This is a genomic window from Alteromonas aestuariivivens, assembly GCF_003367475.1.
Lineage (GTDB): Bacteria > Pseudomonadota > Gammaproteobacteria > Enterobacterales > Alteromonadaceae > Alteromonas > Alteromonas aestuariivivens.
Genome location: NZ_QRHA01000001.1, coordinates 195,953 through 214,287, shown reverse-complemented (window position 1 = coordinate 214,287; position 18,335 = coordinate 195,953). Strand labels below are relative to the sequence as shown.

General features: G+C 51.0%; 17 protein-coding genes. 10 read left to right on the top strand and 7 right to left on the bottom strand.

Annotated features, from left to right (window positions below):
* Nucleotides 1-206 precede the first annotated feature (206 nt).
* Complete coding sequence (locus DXV75_RS00875; protein ID WP_181898314.1) at nt 207-2,384, top strand: diguanylate cyclase; 2,178 nt, start codon at nt 207-209, stop codon at nt 2,382-2,384.
* On the opposite strand, the gene prsR is transcribed toward DXV75_RS00875, so the two are convergent.
* The 3 genes from prsR to DXV75_RS00860 all read right to left on the bottom strand — a co-directional run bounded on the left by prsR (nt 2,354) and on the right by DXV75_RS00860 (nt 7,031).
* A complete protein-coding gene (gene prsR, locus DXV75_RS00870; RefSeq protein ID WP_115591341.1) occupies nt 2,354-3,712 on the bottom strand; it encodes a PEP-CTERM-box response regulator transcription factor in 1,359 nt (452 codons plus the stop codon). The two genes, DXV75_RS00875 and prsR, sit on opposite strands and share 31 nt — an antisense overlap.
* Nucleotides 3,713-3,790: 78 nt before the next feature.
* Complete coding sequence (prsK, locus tag DXV75_RS00865) at nt 3,791-5,818, bottom strand: XrtA/PEP-CTERM system histidine kinase PrsK (RefSeq protein ID WP_115591340.1); 2,028 nt, start codon at nt 5,816-5,818, stop codon at nt 3,791-3,793.
* 88 nt (nt 5,819-5,906) lie between these two features.
* Nucleotides 5,907-7,031 carry a beta-ketoacyl-ACP synthase III gene (locus tag DXV75_RS00860; protein ID WP_115591712.1) on the bottom strand — a complete coding sequence of 375 codons (1,125 nt, stop codon included), beginning with the start codon at nt 7,029-7,031 and terminating at the stop codon, nt 5,907-5,909.
* 759 nt (nt 7,032-7,790) lie between these two features.
* Between DXV75_RS00860 and DXV75_RS00855 the strand changes: the two genes are divergently transcribed.
* On the top strand, nt 7,791-8,585 hold the full coding sequence (locus tag DXV75_RS00855; protein ID WP_115591339.1) for a M48 family metallopeptidase: 795 nt from the start codon (nt 7,791-7,793) through the stop codon (nt 8,583-8,585).
* 78 nt (nt 8,586-8,663) lie between these two features.
* Here the strand turns inward: DXV75_RS00855 and DXV75_RS00850 are convergent, their stop codons facing one another.
* Nucleotides 8,664-9,515 (bottom strand): mechanosensitive ion channel family protein, encoded by an 852-nt coding sequence (locus DXV75_RS00850; RefSeq protein ID WP_115591338.1) that lies wholly within the window; start codon nt 9,513-9,515, stop codon nt 8,664-8,666.
* A gap of 750 nt (nt 9,516-10,265) precedes the next feature.
* On the opposite strand from DXV75_RS00850, the gene DXV75_RS00840 reads away from it, so the two are divergent.
* The 4 genes from DXV75_RS00840 to ruvX all read left to right on the top strand — a co-directional run bounded on the left by DXV75_RS00840 (nt 10,266) and on the right by ruvX (nt 13,084).
* The gene (locus DXV75_RS00840; RefSeq protein ID WP_115591336.1) at nt 10,266-10,994 is read left to right on the top strand and encodes a 16S rRNA (uracil(1498)-N(3))-methyltransferase; all 729 of its coding nucleotides are present in this window, start codon (nt 10,266-10,268) and stop codon (nt 10,992-10,994) included.
* Between the two features lie 134 nt (nt 10,995-11,128).
* Nucleotides 11,129-12,085, top strand: a complete 957-nt coding sequence (gene gshB, locus DXV75_RS00835; RefSeq protein ID WP_115591710.1) for a glutathione synthase — start codon at nt 11,129-11,131, stop codon at nt 12,083-12,085.
* A gap of 8 nt (nt 12,086-12,093) precedes the next feature.
* Nucleotides 12,094-12,660 carry a YqgE/AlgH family protein gene (locus tag DXV75_RS00830; protein ID WP_115591709.1) on the top strand — a complete coding sequence of 189 codons (567 nt, stop codon included), beginning with the start codon at nt 12,094-12,096 and terminating at the stop codon, nt 12,658-12,660.
* Nucleotides 12,653-13,084, top strand: coding sequence for a Holliday junction resolvase RuvX (gene ruvX, locus DXV75_RS00825; RefSeq protein ID WP_115591335.1), 432 nt, complete (start codon nt 12,653-12,655; stop codon nt 13,082-13,084). The genes DXV75_RS00830 and ruvX overlap by 8 nt, the downstream gene beginning before the upstream one ends.
* A 4-nt stretch (nt 13,085-13,088) precedes the next feature.
* Here ruvX and DXV75_RS00820 read toward each other — a convergent pair whose 3' ends face one another.
* The 3 genes from DXV75_RS00820 to DXV75_RS00810 all read right to left on the bottom strand — a co-directional run bounded on the left by DXV75_RS00820 (nt 13,089) and on the right by DXV75_RS00810 (nt 15,704).
* Nucleotides 13,089-13,394 (bottom strand): putative signal transducing protein, encoded by a 306-nt coding sequence (locus DXV75_RS00820; RefSeq protein ID WP_115591334.1) that lies wholly within the window; start codon nt 13,392-13,394, stop codon nt 13,089-13,091.
* 143 nt (nt 13,395-13,537) lie between these two features.
* Entirely contained in the window at nt 13,538-14,647 is a 1,110-nt protein-coding gene (locus DXV75_RS00815; protein ID WP_115591333.1) for a PilT/PilU family type 4a pilus ATPase, read from the bottom strand.
* 13 nt (nt 14,648-14,660) lie between these two features.
* Nucleotides 14,661-15,704: a type IV pilus twitching motility protein PilT gene (locus tag DXV75_RS00810; RefSeq protein WP_115591332.1), complete on the bottom strand. Its 1,044-nt coding sequence runs from the start codon at nt 15,702-15,704 to the stop codon at nt 14,661-14,663.
* A gap of 29 nt (nt 15,705-15,733) precedes the next feature.
* Between DXV75_RS00810 and DXV75_RS00805 the strand changes: the two genes are divergently transcribed.
* From DXV75_RS00805 to DXV75_RS00790, 4 genes are read left to right on the top strand one after another with little or no spacing between them, the layout of a single operon-like run.
* Entirely contained in the window at nt 15,734-16,420 is a 687-nt protein-coding gene (locus DXV75_RS00805) for a YggS family pyridoxal phosphate-dependent enzyme (RefSeq protein WP_115591331.1), read from the top strand.
* A gap of 43 nt (nt 16,421-16,463) precedes the next feature.
* Entirely contained in the window at nt 16,464-17,285 is an 822-nt protein-coding gene (proC, locus tag DXV75_RS00800) for a pyrroline-5-carboxylate reductase (protein ID WP_115591330.1), read from the top strand.
* Nucleotides 17,286-17,313: 28 nt separating this feature from the next.
* Entirely contained in the window at nt 17,314-17,856 is a 543-nt protein-coding gene (locus DXV75_RS00795) for a YggT family protein (RefSeq protein ID WP_115591329.1), read from the top strand.
* Between the two features lie 19 nt (nt 17,857-17,875).
* A complete protein-coding gene (locus DXV75_RS00790; protein ID WP_115591328.1) occupies nt 17,876-18,319 on the top strand; it encodes a DUF4426 domain-containing protein in 444 nt (147 codons plus the stop codon).
* Nucleotides 18,320-18,335 lie beyond the last annotated feature (16 nt).

Here is an 18,335-nt window from a genome sequence, read left to right as displayed (position 1 = left end):
GCAGGTTTGCCCTCTCAATACCTTTTGGTGCGGCTAAATACCCTTGAGTTGTAAATACCGCTTTGATTATTTGATCATTTTATACACAATAGCTACTACCCATCCCACGGGATAGGCAGAAATGACTGTTGGAATCCGCACCGATGGCATGTGCAGGTAGTTTCGGTGCCTGTTTTCCGGACGTATTGTCCGGTTATGGAATTGCTATGACTGCACGCCCCTTGGTGTTGATGTTTTGCCTGTTGAGCGCAACCGGTTACGGCCAGGATGGCGCAATACTCGATGTGACCTCCGAACGAGCCAGGCAGCAGCTGGAAAACATTCAGACCTTGCGGGATGCCGGTGAACTGCAGCAGGCTGAAGCAGCCACTCTGCTGCTGCTGGAGCGTTCCCGCAGCCAACATTCCCCGGCTGATGTCGCAGCCGCTTTTCACGAACTGGGGCATATCAGTTCCCAGCAAAACAAATACGACCTCGCCCAGAGAGCCTTTCAGAATTCACTGGAAATCTTTACCGAACAGGAACTGTTACAGCAAATTGCGGTACTGCTGGCAGACCTGGGTGCCAACATCAGCATTCAGTCACGTTACAGTGACGCTCTCGATTACCTCTACCGGGCGTTGACGCTCTATCAGTCCTTAAACGATCAACAGGGCATTGCCAAACTGCAACTGCGAATTGGGATTGTGCTTAAGGAACTGGGCCAGTTTGGGCCGGCACTTGAATCGTTGCAGCGGGCGCTCTCTGCTGATGCCCAAAACCAGGATCAGGCATTGGTAGGGGACGCCTTAACGGAAATTGGCAAAATTTACCTGGCGATGGGGCAACATGAGGATGCGCTCAGCTACCTGCAGGACGCACTTGCCATCAATACCAAGCTTGCCCTTGAGCAACGCATTGCGAAAAGCCACAGTGTTCTGGGAGAGTTATACCTGAACATGCAACACTACGATCAGGCCCGCATTCAGTTAAACGAAGCAATCACCCGCTTTTCAGCCCTCGATGCCCCCCTTGATCACGATTGGGCTCTGACTACGTTGGGGCAGGTGGAGCTTGCACAGGGTAATACGCAGTTGGGGCTCACTTACCTCACAGAAGCTCTTGGCCGCGCCAAAGAGCATAATTTTGCCTCATTACTTACGCATATCCATCTTGCAATCGCTGAAGCTTTCCTTCGGCTTAACAACCTTGAGCTGGCACTGAACCACGCAGACAAAGGCCTTATCGAAGCGGAAAAACGTGACGAGCTTAGTCGTCAAACTGAGTTTCTGGCCGTTAAGGTCTCTGTATTTACTGCCCAGCAGAATTTCCGCCAAGCCTTTGAAGCTTTAGCCAGAAAGACCCGTCTGGAAGCCCTGATTGTAGATAAAAACAGCGCAATGAGCATGGCCCAGTTGCAATCGGAACTTGAAGTCGAACGGCAAGCCAAATCCATTGACGCATTGCGGCGTAACAAGGCCATTGCACTGGCTGAAGCTGAGCAGAAAAACCTGCGAACTACGCTGTTTCTCGGCAGCATTGTGGCCATCCTGCTGTTTATTTTTCTGCTGTGGAGCCGCTTTACACAGCGTCATCAAAACATTGTGCTTAAAAGGGAAGTGAAATACCGTACCCAGGAACTGGAAGAAAAAAACCGCCAGTTACAGGACGCCTACCAAACCCTGGAACAGGTCAGCTTGCGCGATCCACTCACAGGCTTATACAACCGGCACTACCTGGAAGCCCAACTGCCCGGCGAAATTCAGCGCTGTCAGCACAGTTTCGTGCAAACCGCCCATACTCATGCGCAAGATCAGGATCTGCTGTGTTTTGTCCTCGACATCGACAATTTCAAGCGCATCAACGATGATTACGGACATCTGGCTGGTGACCGTTTTCTCATGCAGTTCACCAAGGTTATCCGCGACGTATTCCGCCAGACCGATTTACTGATCCGATGGGGAGGCGAAGAATTTCTGGTGATCTGCCGCAATGCCAACCGTTATGACATGTGTATGCTGGCAGAACGGTTCCGGGCCGCGGTGACAGAGGAAACCTTTTACCTCACCGACGAACTGTCGATAAAAGGCAGTTGCAGCATTGGTTTTTGCAGCCTGCCCCTGTACCGTCACCATCCTTACAAGCTCGACTGGCAACGCACATTTTCAATCATGGATTACTGCCTCTACGCAGCTAAAAATTCCGGCAAGAATTGTTGGGTAGGAGTGATTGAAGGATTAATGGAGCAGCAAGGTTCAACACGGGCCACACATCATATTGAGCAAAAGTTTGCACTTCCCCATCTGGAGATTGCAACTTCGCTAAACAATCTGGCCAGTATTAACTGGCCAGATGAAAACGCAAATAATGAAAATCAGGCGCCGGTTTTAACGTCTTCCAGTTGATACTTGTCGATCAGTGAATAGAGTGTCGGGCGGGTAACGCCGAGCAATTCTGCGGTTTTTGACATGTTTTTCTCTGCGGTCTGAAAAGCCCGTCTGATTGCCCTGCTCTCAGCCTGCTCGCGTACTTCCCGCAAATTAAGCGATTCTGGCGCGCGGGTATTTTCATAGGACTCCAGCCCCAGATCCTCGGCTTGCACAACGCTGCCCTCAGCCATGATAACAGCGGACTTCAGTTTGTTTTGCAACTCACGAATGTTGCCCGGCCAGGGGTAGGCCAGCATGGCCTGAATGGCACCATCGGAAAAAGACTTCGCTTTGGCTTTGAAATCTTCACGGTACTGATTGAGGTAGTTTCTGGCAATGAGAATGATATCCTCATCACGGTCTCTTAACGGTGGGATATTAATGGGGATTTCACCGATCCGGTAGTAAAGATCTTCGCGGAATGTCTCCTCGGCCACCATACTTTGTAAATCCCGGTGGGTTGCACAGATAACCCGGATGTCTACCGGAATTTCCGTTCGGCCGCCCACCCGCTCAATCACCCTCTCCTGCAGGAAGCGCAGCATCTTCGCCTGCAAGCCAATGGGCATATCACCAATTTCATCCAGAAACAGGGTTCCGCCCTGCGCCGTTTCAATTTTTCCGATGGTGGTCTTATTTGCACCGGTAAAGGCGCCCTTCTCATAACCAAACAACTCGCTTTCGAGCAAATTTTCCGGAATGGAGGCACAGTTAATCGCTACAAACGGCCTGTCTTTTCGGGGGCTGTGCTCATGAATGCTGCGGGCAAATACTTCTTTACCGGTGCCACTCTCGCCCAGTAACAGGGTGCTGATATCGGTACCGGCAATTTTTTCCGCCCGGCGGGTAACCGCCAGAATCGCTTCACTATTGCCAATGACACTCCCCATACCTGGCTTGGTGCGGGCAAGAATGCGGTTTTCCTGTTCCAGATTGGCAAGATTGAATGCGCGCTGTACCAGCAATTTGATGGTGTCTGAGTCTATGGGCTTCTGATAGAAATCGTAAGCGCCCAATTCAATGGCCTTAAGCGCATTAACCCGATCGTTGTTGCCGGTTACCACAATCACTTTTGTCTGCGGTGCCAGCGCCAGAATTTCCTGCAAGGTTTTTAAGCCTTCCGATGCGTTGGCCGGATCGGGAGGAAGGCCAAGATCGAGCGTTACCACCTTGGGCTCATGCCTGCGGAGTTGTGCGATCGCAGAAGCGCGATCGTCGGCAAATACCACCTGATAACTGGTAAAGCTCCACTTCAATTGTTTTTGGATGCCTAAGTCATCATCAACTACAAGAATGGTATCCATAATCCTGCTACTTCCTGTTTTAATATTATTTAACTACTGACTGATCTTCGCCAGCCTGCCTCAGGCCTGTGCCTTTGGCTAATCCAGTGGAAACGCCAAAGTGAAACAGCTGCCTTTTCCGGGCTCACTGTCAACACTCAGGCGCCCACCTATTGACTCCATATAATGCCTGGCATCGTAAGCCCCAATCCCCATACCTGCGTTGCCTTTGGTGGTATCGAAGGGCTTGAACAGGCGCTCCTGAATAAACGCCTGATCCATGCCACAGCCGCTGTCCCGTATGTGCACCAGCTGACGGTTCGTTAGCGGGTCTAGCTGCAATTCTATGCGCACATCACCTTCATCTTCAGTTGCCTGCTGAGCATTGCTGACCAGGTGATATATCACGTTGCTGAACTTTTCCGGATCAACCACTACCTCAGGGTCGTCATGACCACAAATTTGCGGTTCTGGCCGCATTGCCTGGCACTTCTCAGCGACCACTTTTTCTATCAGGGGTTTGAGAGAATGCGCCGAATTAGCCCCCGGTTGCTGCACCTTTTTCTCGGTAAGCTGGCGAAGCATTTTGTCCATCCGCGCCTTGGTATAATGCAGCGTTTCAAAGGTATCTTCAATAAACTCAGGGTTGTCTTTGTGCTGTTCGGCATTGCAGAGTATCAGATCAATTTGGGCCATGACATTCTTAAGATCGTGAAGGATAAATGCCGACATACGACTGAACGCCGCAAACTGGGCATTTTCGGCCACAGTCTGTGCCGCTTCGTGATGCAATATATAGGTTGTTACCTGATCCGTCACCGCGGTCAGGTAATCCCTGACTTCCCAGTTCAGTGACACCGCCTCAGCTTCGAGCGCCCGCATGCAGACAAATCCCCATAGCTGCCCTTCATTAAAAACCGGTAACACCAGCTGAAACTCGCATTGTTGCAACAACGCTCTGTCCAGTTGCAATCCGTTGTAGCTAAAGGGTTTGACCTGATATTCGTCGATGTCGATCAGCCACTGGGTTTGGCCGCAGTAGGGCTTGAGCTGGTTAAGAATGGTTCGCTCAGCATCGGTCAGCACACGGCTTCCCACCGACGCCAATACATCCAGTTCATGGCCGGCCACTTTTACCAGCTTGCCTTCGCTATAACTGATTGCGCCCAACATACCGTCAAGCGCGGCCCGGTATACTTCAGGCATTGAGTTGGTGGAAACCGAAAGCGACTGGGTCAGCTTGACCCACTCAACCCGGTAGTCGTACTGGTTGGCAAAGAAATGTTTGGTAATAAAAACCTTGATACGGGTTCTCAGGCTGTTTGAAAGAACCAGAGAAGCCAGCAAAGCCAACGACAACACCATCAATACAATTTGCACTGTGGCACCCCAGTTTCCGCCCAGGTAATTAATCACATACCCAATCAGCGCCATGATAAACAGATAAGCGCCGGCAACCAGCAGCAGCGAACTGTGCAGTACCACATCGCGGGAGATAAAAATATCAACCCCCCAGTGGCGTATTCGCCGGATTGCCACCACCAGCAAAGGCAGCAGCAACACATAGATGTACCCTCTGGCAGCAAGGTAACCCGGCTCTATCTGGTTGATCATGGTCGCGTTGGCGTAAGTCACAAACTCAAAAAGTTGGGTCGCCCCTAAATAAACCACCAGCGGTTTATATGACCACTGATTGCCACCGGACTGACGATACAACACCTCCAGCAGGATCAAACCCTCCAGCGCCAAAACGGTCTGAAACAGATAGCGCCAGGTGGCAGAAAAGTACATAAATTGCGGCAGTATCAAAGCCAACAGGGCTGGTAGCAGAATGAAGTGAGTGGCTGGTCTTCTCAGCACCTGCCACAGGTCGGTAAAATCGTCACGCAGACAACTGGCAATAAACAGCAGCCAGACCAGCTGACGGAGCGCATCTGCTGTCAGCATATAGTTAGGCGTAGCAGGGCCGAACAGCAGAGAAATGTAACCCAGGGACCAAGCCAGCGTGGCCATGGTGGCAATCATTAGCAGGTACTTCGCTAACCCTGCCTTGCGGACCGTAAACAGCAACAGCAGCAAAACCAGGTAGGCCAGGCTGTTTAACGCATATCCGATATCCGATATCATAGTTCCCTCTTTACTGCTTACTGCTTACTGCTTACTGCTTACTGCTTACTGCTTACTGCTTACTGCCAGATTGTAGCAATTCAGTTCATCACCGCTTCTTCAAAACCAGGCTACCAATGGAATAACCGGCCCCAAAAGAGCACAATACCCCAATATCGCCGGATACCAAATCGGTATGATGCAGGGCGAAAGCAATCACCGAGCCAGCTGAAGCGGTATTGGCGTATTCATCCAGCACAATCGGTGCCTCTTGGGCACTGGCATCACGCCCCAGCAACCGCTTGCAAATCAGCGTATTCATATTGATGTTGGCCTGGTGCAACCACCAGCGGGTTACATCCTGCGGCGTTAATTCATGTCGGGACAAATGTGCGGCGATGTGATCTGCTGCCATTGGGCATACTTCCTTGAACACTTTACGGCCCGCTTGATGGAAAAGTTTGTCTGCGCCATAGGGGTCAACGTCATTGGCCCGGCTCATGTAACCAAAGTTCGAACGGATATTGTTCGAATACTGAGTGAGAGCCTGTGTGCTCAATACGTCATATACATGCTCTGAACGGGCGGTGTCGGCGGTTTCCAGAACCGTGGCGGTAGCTACATCACCAAAAATAAAGTGGCTGTCACGGTCGCAGTAATTAATTTGCGGCGAAACCAGCTCGGGGTTTATCACCAGCACCGCCCTGGCATTACCAGCTGCAATCATTTCATAGGCGCGGTGCATGCCGAATGTCGCCGCCGAACAGGCCACCAGCATATCAAAGCCAAAGCCCTTGATACCCAGTTCATGCTGAACCTCAATTGCAATCGCCGGATATGATCGCTGGGTGTAGGCACATGATACGATCACCGCATCAATTTCGCTGGCGGATTTATTGGCTGCCGCCAACGCTTTTCTCGCTGCTTGCAACGCAATTTCAGCCTGATCAGACAATTCTTCTTCAGCGCGTTCCGGAATGTTTGGCCGCATTCGGTTTATGTCCAGTGCGCCGTCTTTCTGATAAATATAGCGCTGGCGGATTCCCGAGGCCTTTTCAATAAATTCGGCGCTGGAATGCGGCTTGGGCTGCAACTCGCCCGCCTCGATTTGCGCCTGATGCTTCAGGTTGTAAGCGTCGGCATAGGCATTGTAGCTGTTCACCAGCTCTTCGTTGGTTATGGTGTGCTCAGGGTTCCACACCCCTACCCCACTGATAACAATTTGTTGCGACATGAGTTGACTCTGTTGATTTATGTCCTGGTGCGCGGTTTTGATTTTCAGGAATGCTCCGGCACCCAATGAATGAAGGCCGGTATCCTGCGCAGAATTCACCAACCGTCACCCACATATTATACTGGATTCTTGTGCCGAGTATGCAGCGAACTGGAAACACAATCAAAAACGGCGCCCACAAGGCGCCGTTTTCCATATCAGGTACAGAGTGCCGAACGACTTCTCCGTTATCTGCCATACCGATACAGTTCCACTCACTACATTCCCTGCAATTAATATGGCCGAGCCATTGGGGCTGTCCTCAGGGCTGACAAACACCAGGCTCTCCGTCATCACCGTCCAGACTGCACCCGAACAACACTGCTGAAAACCACACACGCAGCCAACGCAAGTCGGAGCTGATCTTAAATGAGCATGCCCTATCCTTTTTTCTTAATCCTGATAATTGGTATTGAATGTGTTGCGACCGGTGCACAGTGGAGGTTGTGCTCCTTAATATTGGGGCACGTTGGCCGCCGAAAGCCTTGTCGACTCTAGAGAGGTACTGTGACAGGAATATGATGCTATGGTTACGGTATTGTGAGGGACCGGGAAGCAAAACAGACTGCTGTACAATGGTAACGCCCTAAATACGAAAGCATTTTAAACACAGTCAAAAAAGGTAAAATGGGGTTGTTTCCGGCACACTAACGGTAAGCACGCCTTATCGACAAGCGGCTCAACTACGGAAAACTGCAATCAGGCACAAAGGAACCCACTATGTTTTTAAGAATCAGATTTGCCCTGGCCATTGTTGCCGGCCTCACCATTGCCGGCTGTGCGACCTCACCAACCGGCCGCAGCCAGATGTTGTTGTATACCAGCCAGGAACTGGCTCAGATGGGCGATCAGGCGTTTTCTTCGATGAAAGCTGAAATCAAAATTTCCAACCAGCCGGTTCAGAACGCCTACGTTAAATGTGTAGCAGATGCCATTACTGCCCAGGTTCCGGCTTCCGTCTTTAATGGTCAATGGGAAGTAGTGGTGTTTGAGGACGATCAGGTCAACGCCTTTGCCCTTCCCGGTGGTAAAATTGGCGTTTATACCGGGTTACTCAAAGTCGCTGAGAATCAGCATCAACTGGCAACCGTAATTGGTCACGAAGTGGGTCATGTCATTGCGGAACACGGCAATGAACGCATGTCCCAGGGGGCTCTGATCAACGTCGGAACGCAAACCGTCGGGCAAATTCTCGCCGCCGGGGAAATCAGTCAGTCTGGTGCCATAATGGCAGCAATAGGCCTGGGTATGGAAGTGGGGGTACAATTGCCCTTCAGCCGCACACACGAATCGGAAGCCGACCTGATTGGCCTGGACCTGATGGCACAGGCCGGCTTTGACCCCCAGCAGTCGGTAAACCTGTGGCACAACATGGCCGCTGCAAGCGGCGAGCAGCCACTGGAACTGCTCTCTACTCACCCAGCGCCGCAGTCCCGAATTAAAAATCTTCAGGCCAGCATGCCGAAGGCGCAGGCAACTTTTCAGCAGTCTTCATACCGTCCAGGCTGCAAATAACATAAAAAACGCCACTTTTTTGGTGGCGTTAACAAAGTCAAACCGATCCCGTTAAAGTCTTTGCGAATAACGAATTACCTAGGCTTCCTGCGACTCAGACTCTTTGAATACGTGTACGTCCATTTGCGGGAATGGAATGGAAATACCTTCCTGGTCAAACCGCAGCTTAACGGCTTCTGTGTAGGCAAACTTCACCGCCCAGAAATCTTCAGTTTTAACCCATGGGCGAACCACAAAATTAACGCTGGAATCGCCCAGTTCACTTACTGCCACCTGAGGTTCCGGATCTGCCAGAATGCGCTCATCTTCTTTGGTCAAACTTTCCAGAATTTGCTTGGCTTTAAGTAAATCGTCGCCGTAAGAAATTCCGAACACCATATCCACCCTGCGAGTTTTCTTGGCGGAATAGTTCACAATGTTGTCACTGTAAATAGCCCCATTGGGGACAATAATGTCCTTGTTGTCCGGTGAAGTGAAATTGGTAGTAAAAATGCCGATAGCATTCACTACACCAGCGGTTCCGCCTGCTTCCACGTAATCCCCGGCTTTAAACGGTTTAAACACCAGCAACATCACTCCGGCAGCGAAGTTTTTGAGCGAATCCTGCAACGACAAACCAATGGCCAGGCCGGCTGCACCAACTATCGCTACCAGCGATGTGGTATCTACACCCAATTGGTCCAGCGATGCGACAATTACAAACAGCATCAGAATCGCGCTGACGATGGATTCAATAAAATTCACCAGCATCTGATCGTATTTTGAACGGGCCAGAAGCTTACCCACCAGACCAACAATAAAGCCTACGAGCAGCCGGCCAATGAAAAAGATGACCAGCGCCATGGCAATATTGATTGCCCAGGGAATTGCATAGGTGTTGATGTAGAGATCGATATCTTCAGCAGTAAACAGTGAGAGCGTTTCTTCCATAAGCATGTTTGCGGCAACAGCCGCCTCGTTGTCGAAGTTGTAGAAAAAAGGGCCGAACTTTTAAGTTAGCAGCCATTCCCGTGATTGTGCAATAAAAAACCAGCATTAGCATTTTCCATTTTGCAGCAACGGCTTATACAAAGCTGATCGGCCAACAAATGGGTTTTACTGTAACCGAACTGTCACTGACAAATTCCAAAAATTGGTCTATATTCTCATTCTCTTCGAAACCGGTTACCAATTCCGGGCCCGGGGAGAGGGCCAGGCCGTCAGGAGGCGCCAGGCCCCGGAAGCTATGGTGGCTCATGGTCGAGCGTTTTTCGACCGCCATCCTGGTCGTACTGGTATTCCGTTTGCAACCAGCAGCAGTAATGGAATGATGCTTGTTAACTGAATGCCTGCGATATAGCAATGTGTTACGTATTAATGTTTTTAAGGGATCTGAAAATGTTATTTCTTTCAGTGCTTTTTCTGGTTGTTTTAGTTTTATTTATCTATGCTCTGAGCAATGACACCGGCACCAACTCGGTTCACGCTCGGCAAAACTCTCCCACACCTGCCTACAAACAAACCATACACCACTTTACCCATCCGCCGACGGCAGGACAGGGGTCGGTATACTCTCACTCAGCCTGAACACTATTCCCCTGATACGAGGCTCTGACTGACATTCAATTTGTGCGGACCGTTGCTAATAACGGTCCGATGTAGTTATGATCCGGGTACAGTTAACTTTTTTGTATACGGTTCATGCGAATTCCCCGGCTTTATTACCCTCATCCCATCCCTCTCGATTGTGAGTTTTCCCTGACAGACGAGGCTGCACATCATGTCGCAACGGTACTTCGGCTGAAGGCAAACCACCCTGTTGTACTGTTCAACGGGGATGGCAATGAGTACAGCGGGCAACTCATCAGTGTCAGCCGTAAACAGGTAGTAGTGGAAGCCGATGCCTGCCTTACCCTTAATAAGGAATCACCGCTACCGCTCCATTTGGGCCAGGGAATTTCCAAAGGCGACCGCATGGACACTGTGCTGCAAAAATCCGTCGAATTGGGTGTAACCGAAATTACTCCTTTAATAACAGAACGCTGTGCGGTAAAACTGGATGAGAAACGCTGGCAGAAGAAACACCAGCAATGGTTAAAAATTCTGATCAGTGCCTGTGAACAAAGTGGCAGGAACCGTATTCCGGTTCTAAACGAACCGCTTCCACTTAGCCAGTGGTTTGCAGCCTCAACAAAGGCCTGTAGACTGGTTCTGGCGCCGGGAGCTGAAAGCTCTTTAACCCAAGTCCCCTATTGCACTCACGGCTACCGCCTGCTGATTGGCCCTGAAGGAGGGCTTTCAGACAACGAGATTCACCAGGCCGAGGAATGTGGTTTCTCCAAAACCAGTTTAGGGCCAAGAATCCTGCGCACTGAAACTGCGGCCATTGCCAGCCTCAGTCTGTTACAGGGCCTGCACGGCGATTTATAGCATTTTAAATTGCTGTGAACGGGACTGAATGAAAATCCGGTCTTTGTTGGCAGCATGTTGCGCCTGTGGCGCTTGAATTCTCACTATTCAGCGCCATAGTTAGCATTAATCAATTCAATACCAGAGAATCAAACATGAGCTATACCCTTGGCATCGTGATGGACCCCATCACGACTGTTAAACCCCACAAGGACACCAGTTTTGCCATGATGCTGGAAGCACAGCGTCGTGGCGCAAAAATACGCTATCTGGAGATGGCGGATTTGTATCTGGACAATGGCGTTCCCATGGGGCTGGCAAGGGATATTGAAGTTATTGACCAAGCGCACGATTTTTACCGGCTTGGTGAATCCCGGACGCTCGCTCTGGGTGATCTGGACGTGATCCTGATGCGCAAGGACCCGCCCTTCGACAGTGAATATTTGTACGCAACGCAAATATTGTCTCTGGCTGAACACGCCGGAGCGTTGGTGGTTAATAGCCCCCGCGCATTGCGGGATTTCAATGAAAAACTGTTTACGGCCTGGTTCCCGGAACTCATTCCGGCCACCCTGGTAACCCGCAACAGCAATCTGATTCGTCAGTTTCACAGCCAGCATCAGGACATCATATGCAAGCCACTCGATGGTATGGGTGGCGCATCTATTTTTCGGGTCACACCGGATGGCAACAACCTTGGTGTGATAATCGAAACACTGACCGACCATGGCAAACGGCAAATGATGGTGCAGGAATTTCTACCCGCCATCAAAGACGGCGACAAGCGGGTATTGATTGTCGACGGTAAGGTCATACCCTATTGTCTGGCCCGCCTGCCAAGCAAAGGCGAAAACCGTGGAAACCTGGCTGCCGGCGGTACCGGCAGGCCACAGCCTATCAGCGACTCAGACCGGGCATTGGCAGAAGCCATTGCACCGACCCTCAAAGCCCACGGACTCCTGTTTGTTGGGCTTGACGTGATTGGCGACAGGATCACCGAAATCAATGTCACCAGCCCAACCTGTGTGCGGGAAATTGAAGCAGCTTATGACATCAATATTCTGAGCCAATTGTTTGAAGCCATTGAGGCAAAGCTGTCGGAAAGGCAATGAGATATACCATGACCGAATTAACCAGTTTGCAGAACCATTTTTTGATTGCCATGCCATCCATGGAAGACCCCTACTTTTCCCGTTCGCTAACCTACATCTGTGAACATAACGACCAGGGCGCAATGGGGCTGGTAATCAATCAGCCCTCGAACATGACTTTACAGCAATTGCTGGAGCAGACAGATAAAGACGCCAAAGTCGCTGAAGACAGGGCCGAGCAGATCATTCTTGCCGGTGGCCCGGTTAGCCAGGAGCGCGGTTTTGTGCTGCACAACTCCCAGGGAAGCTGGGCTTCAAGCCTGGCGCTGACCTCAGAAATTACGGTCACCACCTCCAAAGATATTCTCACCGCAATTGGCAATAAAACAGGCCCGGAGAATGCCATTATCGCGCTCGGCTACGCTGGTTGGACCGCCGGGCAACTGGAAAAGGAAATGCAGGAGAATTCCTGGCTGACCGTCGAAGCCGACGAAACCATTATGTTCCATACCCCCATTCACCAGCGCTGGCAGGCTGCAGTAAACAAACTGGGAATTGATGTCTGGCAACTGGGTCCGGAAATTGGTCATGCCTGAGGTTGGTAAACGCACCGTACTGGCATTCGATTTTGGTACCAAAAGCATCGGTGTCGCGGTTGGCCAGGAAATTACCGGCACCGCCTCACCTTTAGCGGCTCTGAAAGCCCGCGACGGCATTCCCGATTGGGAACAGGTGGGTAAAGTATTTCAAGAATGGCAACCCAATCTGGTGGTGGTTGGTTTGCCACTGAATATGGATGGCACTGAGCAGGATGTCACTCAGCGGGCCCGCAAGTTTGCCAACCGCCTGTTCAGCCGCTTCGGCAAGCCAGTGGAAACCTACGATGAGCGGTTGTCCACCGTAGACGCCCGAGCCACCCTGTTTGAACTGGGCGGCTACAAAAAACTCAGTAAGGATAAGGTAGACAGTGTATCTGCCTGTGTAATTTTCGCCGGCTGGGCAGAAAGCCAGTACCAGTAAAGCTTCAGCGGTAGCAGTGCCAGCAAACGCCAAACGCAGCACCGTTTTGCTCACCACAATGTTCGCAGCACCACTCCTGGCCGCTATTGAGAGAGGCAGAATTTATCAGCGCTGCTACCACTTCCGAGGCGCGCTTGTACCATGCTTCGTCCAGTAACCAGATCTCCTGCTGGCTGTCCTGCCAGGGCAGTTCCCCAACTGCACCGCCGACGAATTCGTTTTTCATCAAATAAGGAATGTTGAGCGCATCCAGTTCGCTGCGCACGCTCTGGACTAAGAAGCGATCATCATGGCCAAACAGTTTTCGCATAAATCCATCCTTTTCATAAACGCGAGTTATTCCGGCACTGGCAGACTTTTAAACCATGGTTTTCAGTATAGGTGACGCGGGTTTAGTCGTAAAAGGAGTGAGCCATGAGTAACGGCTCCCCCCTGTCACTGGGGCCTGCTGGCTTAATCCATGTCAATGGACACCTCGGACAAGGAGCCAAGCCCACTGCCTTCGTTGGTGTCCAGTTTGATCATCAGACGCAGATCGTTCGGAGAATCAGCATGGTGGAGGGCCTGATCCAGATCGATTTTACCGGCTTTGTACAGGTCGTACAGCGCCATATCAAAGCTCTGCATGCCCATTTCCTTACCTTTTTTCATCGCCTCTTTAAGGCTGCCAATCTCATTACGCTGAATCAGGTCGGTCACCAGCGGTGAATTCAGCAGGATCTCGATGGCTGCTACCCGGCCCTTACCGTCTTTGGTCGGCACCAGTTGCTGGGCCACGATGGCACGAATGTTCAGCGACAGATCAAAACGCAGCTTGTCGTGCATGTCTTTGGGGGCCAAATGCATAATACGTTCAATGGCCTGGTTGGCATTGTTGGCGTGCAAGGTAGCCACACACAAATGGCCGGTATCGGCAAAAGACATGGCGTATTCCATGGTTTCCATGGAACGGATCTCACCGATCAGAATCACGTCAGGGGCCTGACGCAAGGAGCTCTTGAGCGCATCGTCGAACGACTGGGTGTCGATACCGACTTCACGCTGGGTGACCACACAGTTATGGTGCTCATGAACAAATTCAATCGGATCTTCGATAGTCAGAATGTGGCCCCGGGAATTGGTATTCCGGTGCCCGATCAGCGCAGCCAATGAAGTAGATTTACCGGTTCCGGTTCCACCCACAAACAACACCAGCCCGCGCTTGGACATAATAATATCCTTGAGCACCGGCGGCAGCCCGAGATCGTCAGCCTTAGGGATTTGGGTAACAATACGACGTACCACCATCCCCGCCTGGTCGCGCTGCCAGAAGGCACTGCAACGAAAACGGCCAACTCCCTCCCGGGCGATGGCAAAGTTACATTCCTTACTGGAATGAAACTCGTCGTGCTGCTTGTCGTTCATGGCTTCGTGCACCAGCGACAAGGCTTCTTCATCCGTCAGTGGCATCTCGGTCAGTTTGGTCAGCTGCCCATTGATTTTTGCACTGACCGGAAATCCCGCAGTGATAAACAAGTCCGAGGCAGACTGGGAAACCATTTGTTCCAGAAATGAATCCAACATTACTCAGCGCTCCTTAAAAACTGCTACCGGGCTGCTTGTCCACCGCCTTGGCGGCGGCATCTTCCTGAGAAATCACCCCCATGGCAACCAGACGCTGTAAGCATTGATCCATGGTCTGCATACCGTGGGACTGGCCGGTCTGAATCACCGAGTACATTTGCGGTACCTTGTCTTCGCGGATCAGGTTACGGATAGCCGGAATACCAACCATGATTTCGTGTGCTGCCACCCGGCCACCGCCAATCTTTTTCAGCAGCGTCTGCGAAATAACCGCACGTAACGATTCTGACAACATGGAACGGACCATGGCTTTTTCTTCCGCGGGGAACACATCAATAATACGGTCGATGGTTTTGGGCGCTGAGTTGGTATGCAGGGTACCAAACACCAGGTGACCGGTTTCCGCCGCTGACATCGCCAGGCGAATGGTTTCCAGGTCTCGCAATTCCCCCACCAGAATTACATCCGGGTCTTCACGCAGAGCTGATCGCAGGGCATTTGAAAAGCTGCGGGTATCCCGGTGAACTTCCCGCTGGTTAAGCAGACTCAACTTGTTGTCATGCACGAATTCGATGGGGTCTTCAATGGTGAGAATGTGCTCACGCTTGTGGGTGTTGATATGGTCAATCATCGCCGCCAGGGTGGTACTCTTACCGGAACCGGTTGCTCCGGTAACCAATACCAGACCGGTGGGCTGATTGATGATTTTCTTGAAGATTTCCGGCGCACCGAGGTCCTCTAACGTTAATACTTTACTGGGGATAGTCCGCAGTACTGCCGCTGCACCGCGGTTTTGCACAAACGCATTAACCCGGAAACGGGACAGGTCTTTGACTTCAAAAGAAAAGTCAGTTTCCAGATTCTCTTCGTATTCTTTGCGCTGCATGTCGTTCATGATTTCATAAATCAGACCATGAACCTGCTTGTGATCCAGCGCCGGAACGTTTAGCCGTCGCATTTCCCCATCCACACGAATGATGGGTGGCAGACCTGCTGACAAGTGCAGATCCGACGCATTATTCTTTACACTGAAGGCTAAAAGTTCGGTAATATCCACAGCCACTTCTCCAAAACTTTAGGTAAATCATGCAATCAATAGCAGAACGACTGAAAGCCGCGCAGGGGCGTATCAATCAGGAGACTGCTCTGGCACATCGTCCACCAAATTCAGTGCAATTACTAGCGGTTAGCAAAACCAAACCGGTATCTGATATCACCCAAGCGTATGAAGCGGGACAACGTTTGTTCGGCGAAAATTACGTTCAGGAAGGGGTGGATAAAATTATTCAGCTTCAGGCACTTGCTGATATTGAGTGGCATATGATTGGGCCGTTACAATCGAATAAAACCAAGGTAGTTGCCGAACATTTTGATTGGGTGCAGTCAATTGACCGTAGCAAAATTGCCCAGCGTCTTAACGACCAGCGGCCAGATTCCATGCCTCCTCTGCAGGTATTAATTCAGCTGAATATTGATGATGAAGATTCCAAATCCGGCGCAACCCCAAAACAGCTGGAAGCATTAATTGAACAAATTGAAGCTCTCCCGCGCCTTGTTCTGCGGGGCCTGATGGCCATTCCAAAGGCAAGCCCCACGGTTGAAGAGCAACAGAGAACTCTTGGCCGACTGCAACAAATCTTTGAGCACTACCATACAAAACTGGCCAATTTTGATACCCTGTCAGTTGGAATGAGCGGCGACCTGGGTCCGGCCATTGCCCATGGTTCTACCATGGTTCGTATCGGCACCGCCATCTTCGGTGCCCGGCAGTAACCCACGGCCAGCCAACCGTTAAACTTCAACAAAAAGGGTATTCATGCAACAGAGAAAATTGGCCTTTATTGGTGCAGGAAATATGAGCCGCAGTATCATCAGCGGCCTGGTCCAATCCGGTTATGACAAAGACTCTATTCTGGCAAGTAACCCCTCAACACCCAAGCTGGACGAGCTTCGCAGTGCCTTTGGTATCCGTACAACTCAGTCGAACGAAGAGGCTTGCCAGTTTGCCGATGCCATTGTACTTGCAGTGAAACCGCAGATTATGGGTGACATGTGCCAGGCACTTCAAGCCAGCTGTGATCTGAGTGGAAAACTGTTTCTTTCAATTGCTGCCGGTTTACCGGTAGCCAGGCTTCAGGCCATGCTGGGTGGCGATTATCCAGTAGTACGCATTATGCCCAACACCCCGAGTCTGCTCGGCAAAGGAATGTCTGGACTGTACGCGCAACCCTCGGTGAGTGAAGCCGATCGCCACTATGTTGAATCTGTAATGGCCAGCGTAGGCGACACCCTTTGGGTTGATAAGGAAGACGACATCAACGGCGTAATTGCCGCGGCTGGCAGCAGCCCCGCGTATTTCTTTCTGTTTTTGCAGGCCATGCAGGAAGAAGCCATCAACATGGGTTTCAGCCATGATGACGCCCGTAAAATGGTCCAGCAGGCCATGCTGGGAGCCGCTGAAATGGTTTGTCACAATCCACAGCTTGAATTAAGTGAGCTGAGAGCCCACGTTACGTCAAAAGGTGGCACCACGGCTGCGGCGGTAAATAGCCTTATTGATCAAGGCCTGCCGGACATGGTTGCCAAAGCCATGCGGGCTGCCGTTGCCCGTGCAGAAGAAATGGCCAAACAACTTTAGTTAAAACATTACCAGGGATTTAATCACAATGAGCGCATCGGTTTTTTTGATCAGCACCCTCTTCAACCTCTACCTGATGGTGGTGATTTTACGATTGTGGTTACAGCTGGTGCGGGCGGATTTTTATAACCCGCTCAGCCAGTTTGTTGTCAAAGCCACCCACCCGCTGGTGGGGCCGATGCGCCGGGTTATCCCCTCTTTGGGGCGCTTTGACACGGCCACGTTTGTGCTGGCCGTTGTTGTCGCTTTTGCCAAAATGGCTACCCTGATGCTGCTCTTCAGCAATGGCCCGTTCAACCCGGTTGGGCTGATAATTGTCGCTTTGGTAGATGTCATCAAGGAATCCCTGTCACTGGTGTTCTGGGTCCTGATCCTTCGGGCCATTCTCAGTTGGGTATCCCAGGGCAATAACCCCATTGAATACGTGCTGTATCAGCTGACCGAACCTTTTCTGGCCCCCATACGCAAAATCCTTCCTCCCTTAGGAGGGCTGGATCTTTCCGTACTGGTAGCCATCATTGCACTGCAATTTATACAGCTTCTGCTACAAGATACCTTTGGCCTCTACTAAACTCTTGGGGGAGGTAATTATGCAAACCTTAAAACAACGTCATTATTTTGTGTGGTGGGCTCTGCTGCTTTGCCTGACAGCCATGTCTGCACGCGCAGAACAAAAAATCCAGTTAGGTAACTGGGATGTGCACTATATGGTTGTGAATACTGCATTTCTGAATCCCGACGTAGCCAAAAACTATGGCATCGTTCGCAGTAAATACAGTGCGCTGATCAATGTTTCCGTATTGGATCATACCAGTCAGCAGGCGCAGAACGTTGCCGTAATGGGCACAGCGACTAACCTGCTGGGTAATGCCAAAGAACTGGCATTTCAGAAAGTCGAAGAAGGGCCGGCAATCTATTACCTGGCTGAAGTTACATTCACCGACAGAGAAACGCTGCGTTTTGCCATCGACATCCAGCAAGGCAACGAGATTAGGACACTAAAATTTCAACAACAGATGTTTGTTGACGACTGAATATTAACGGCCTGAA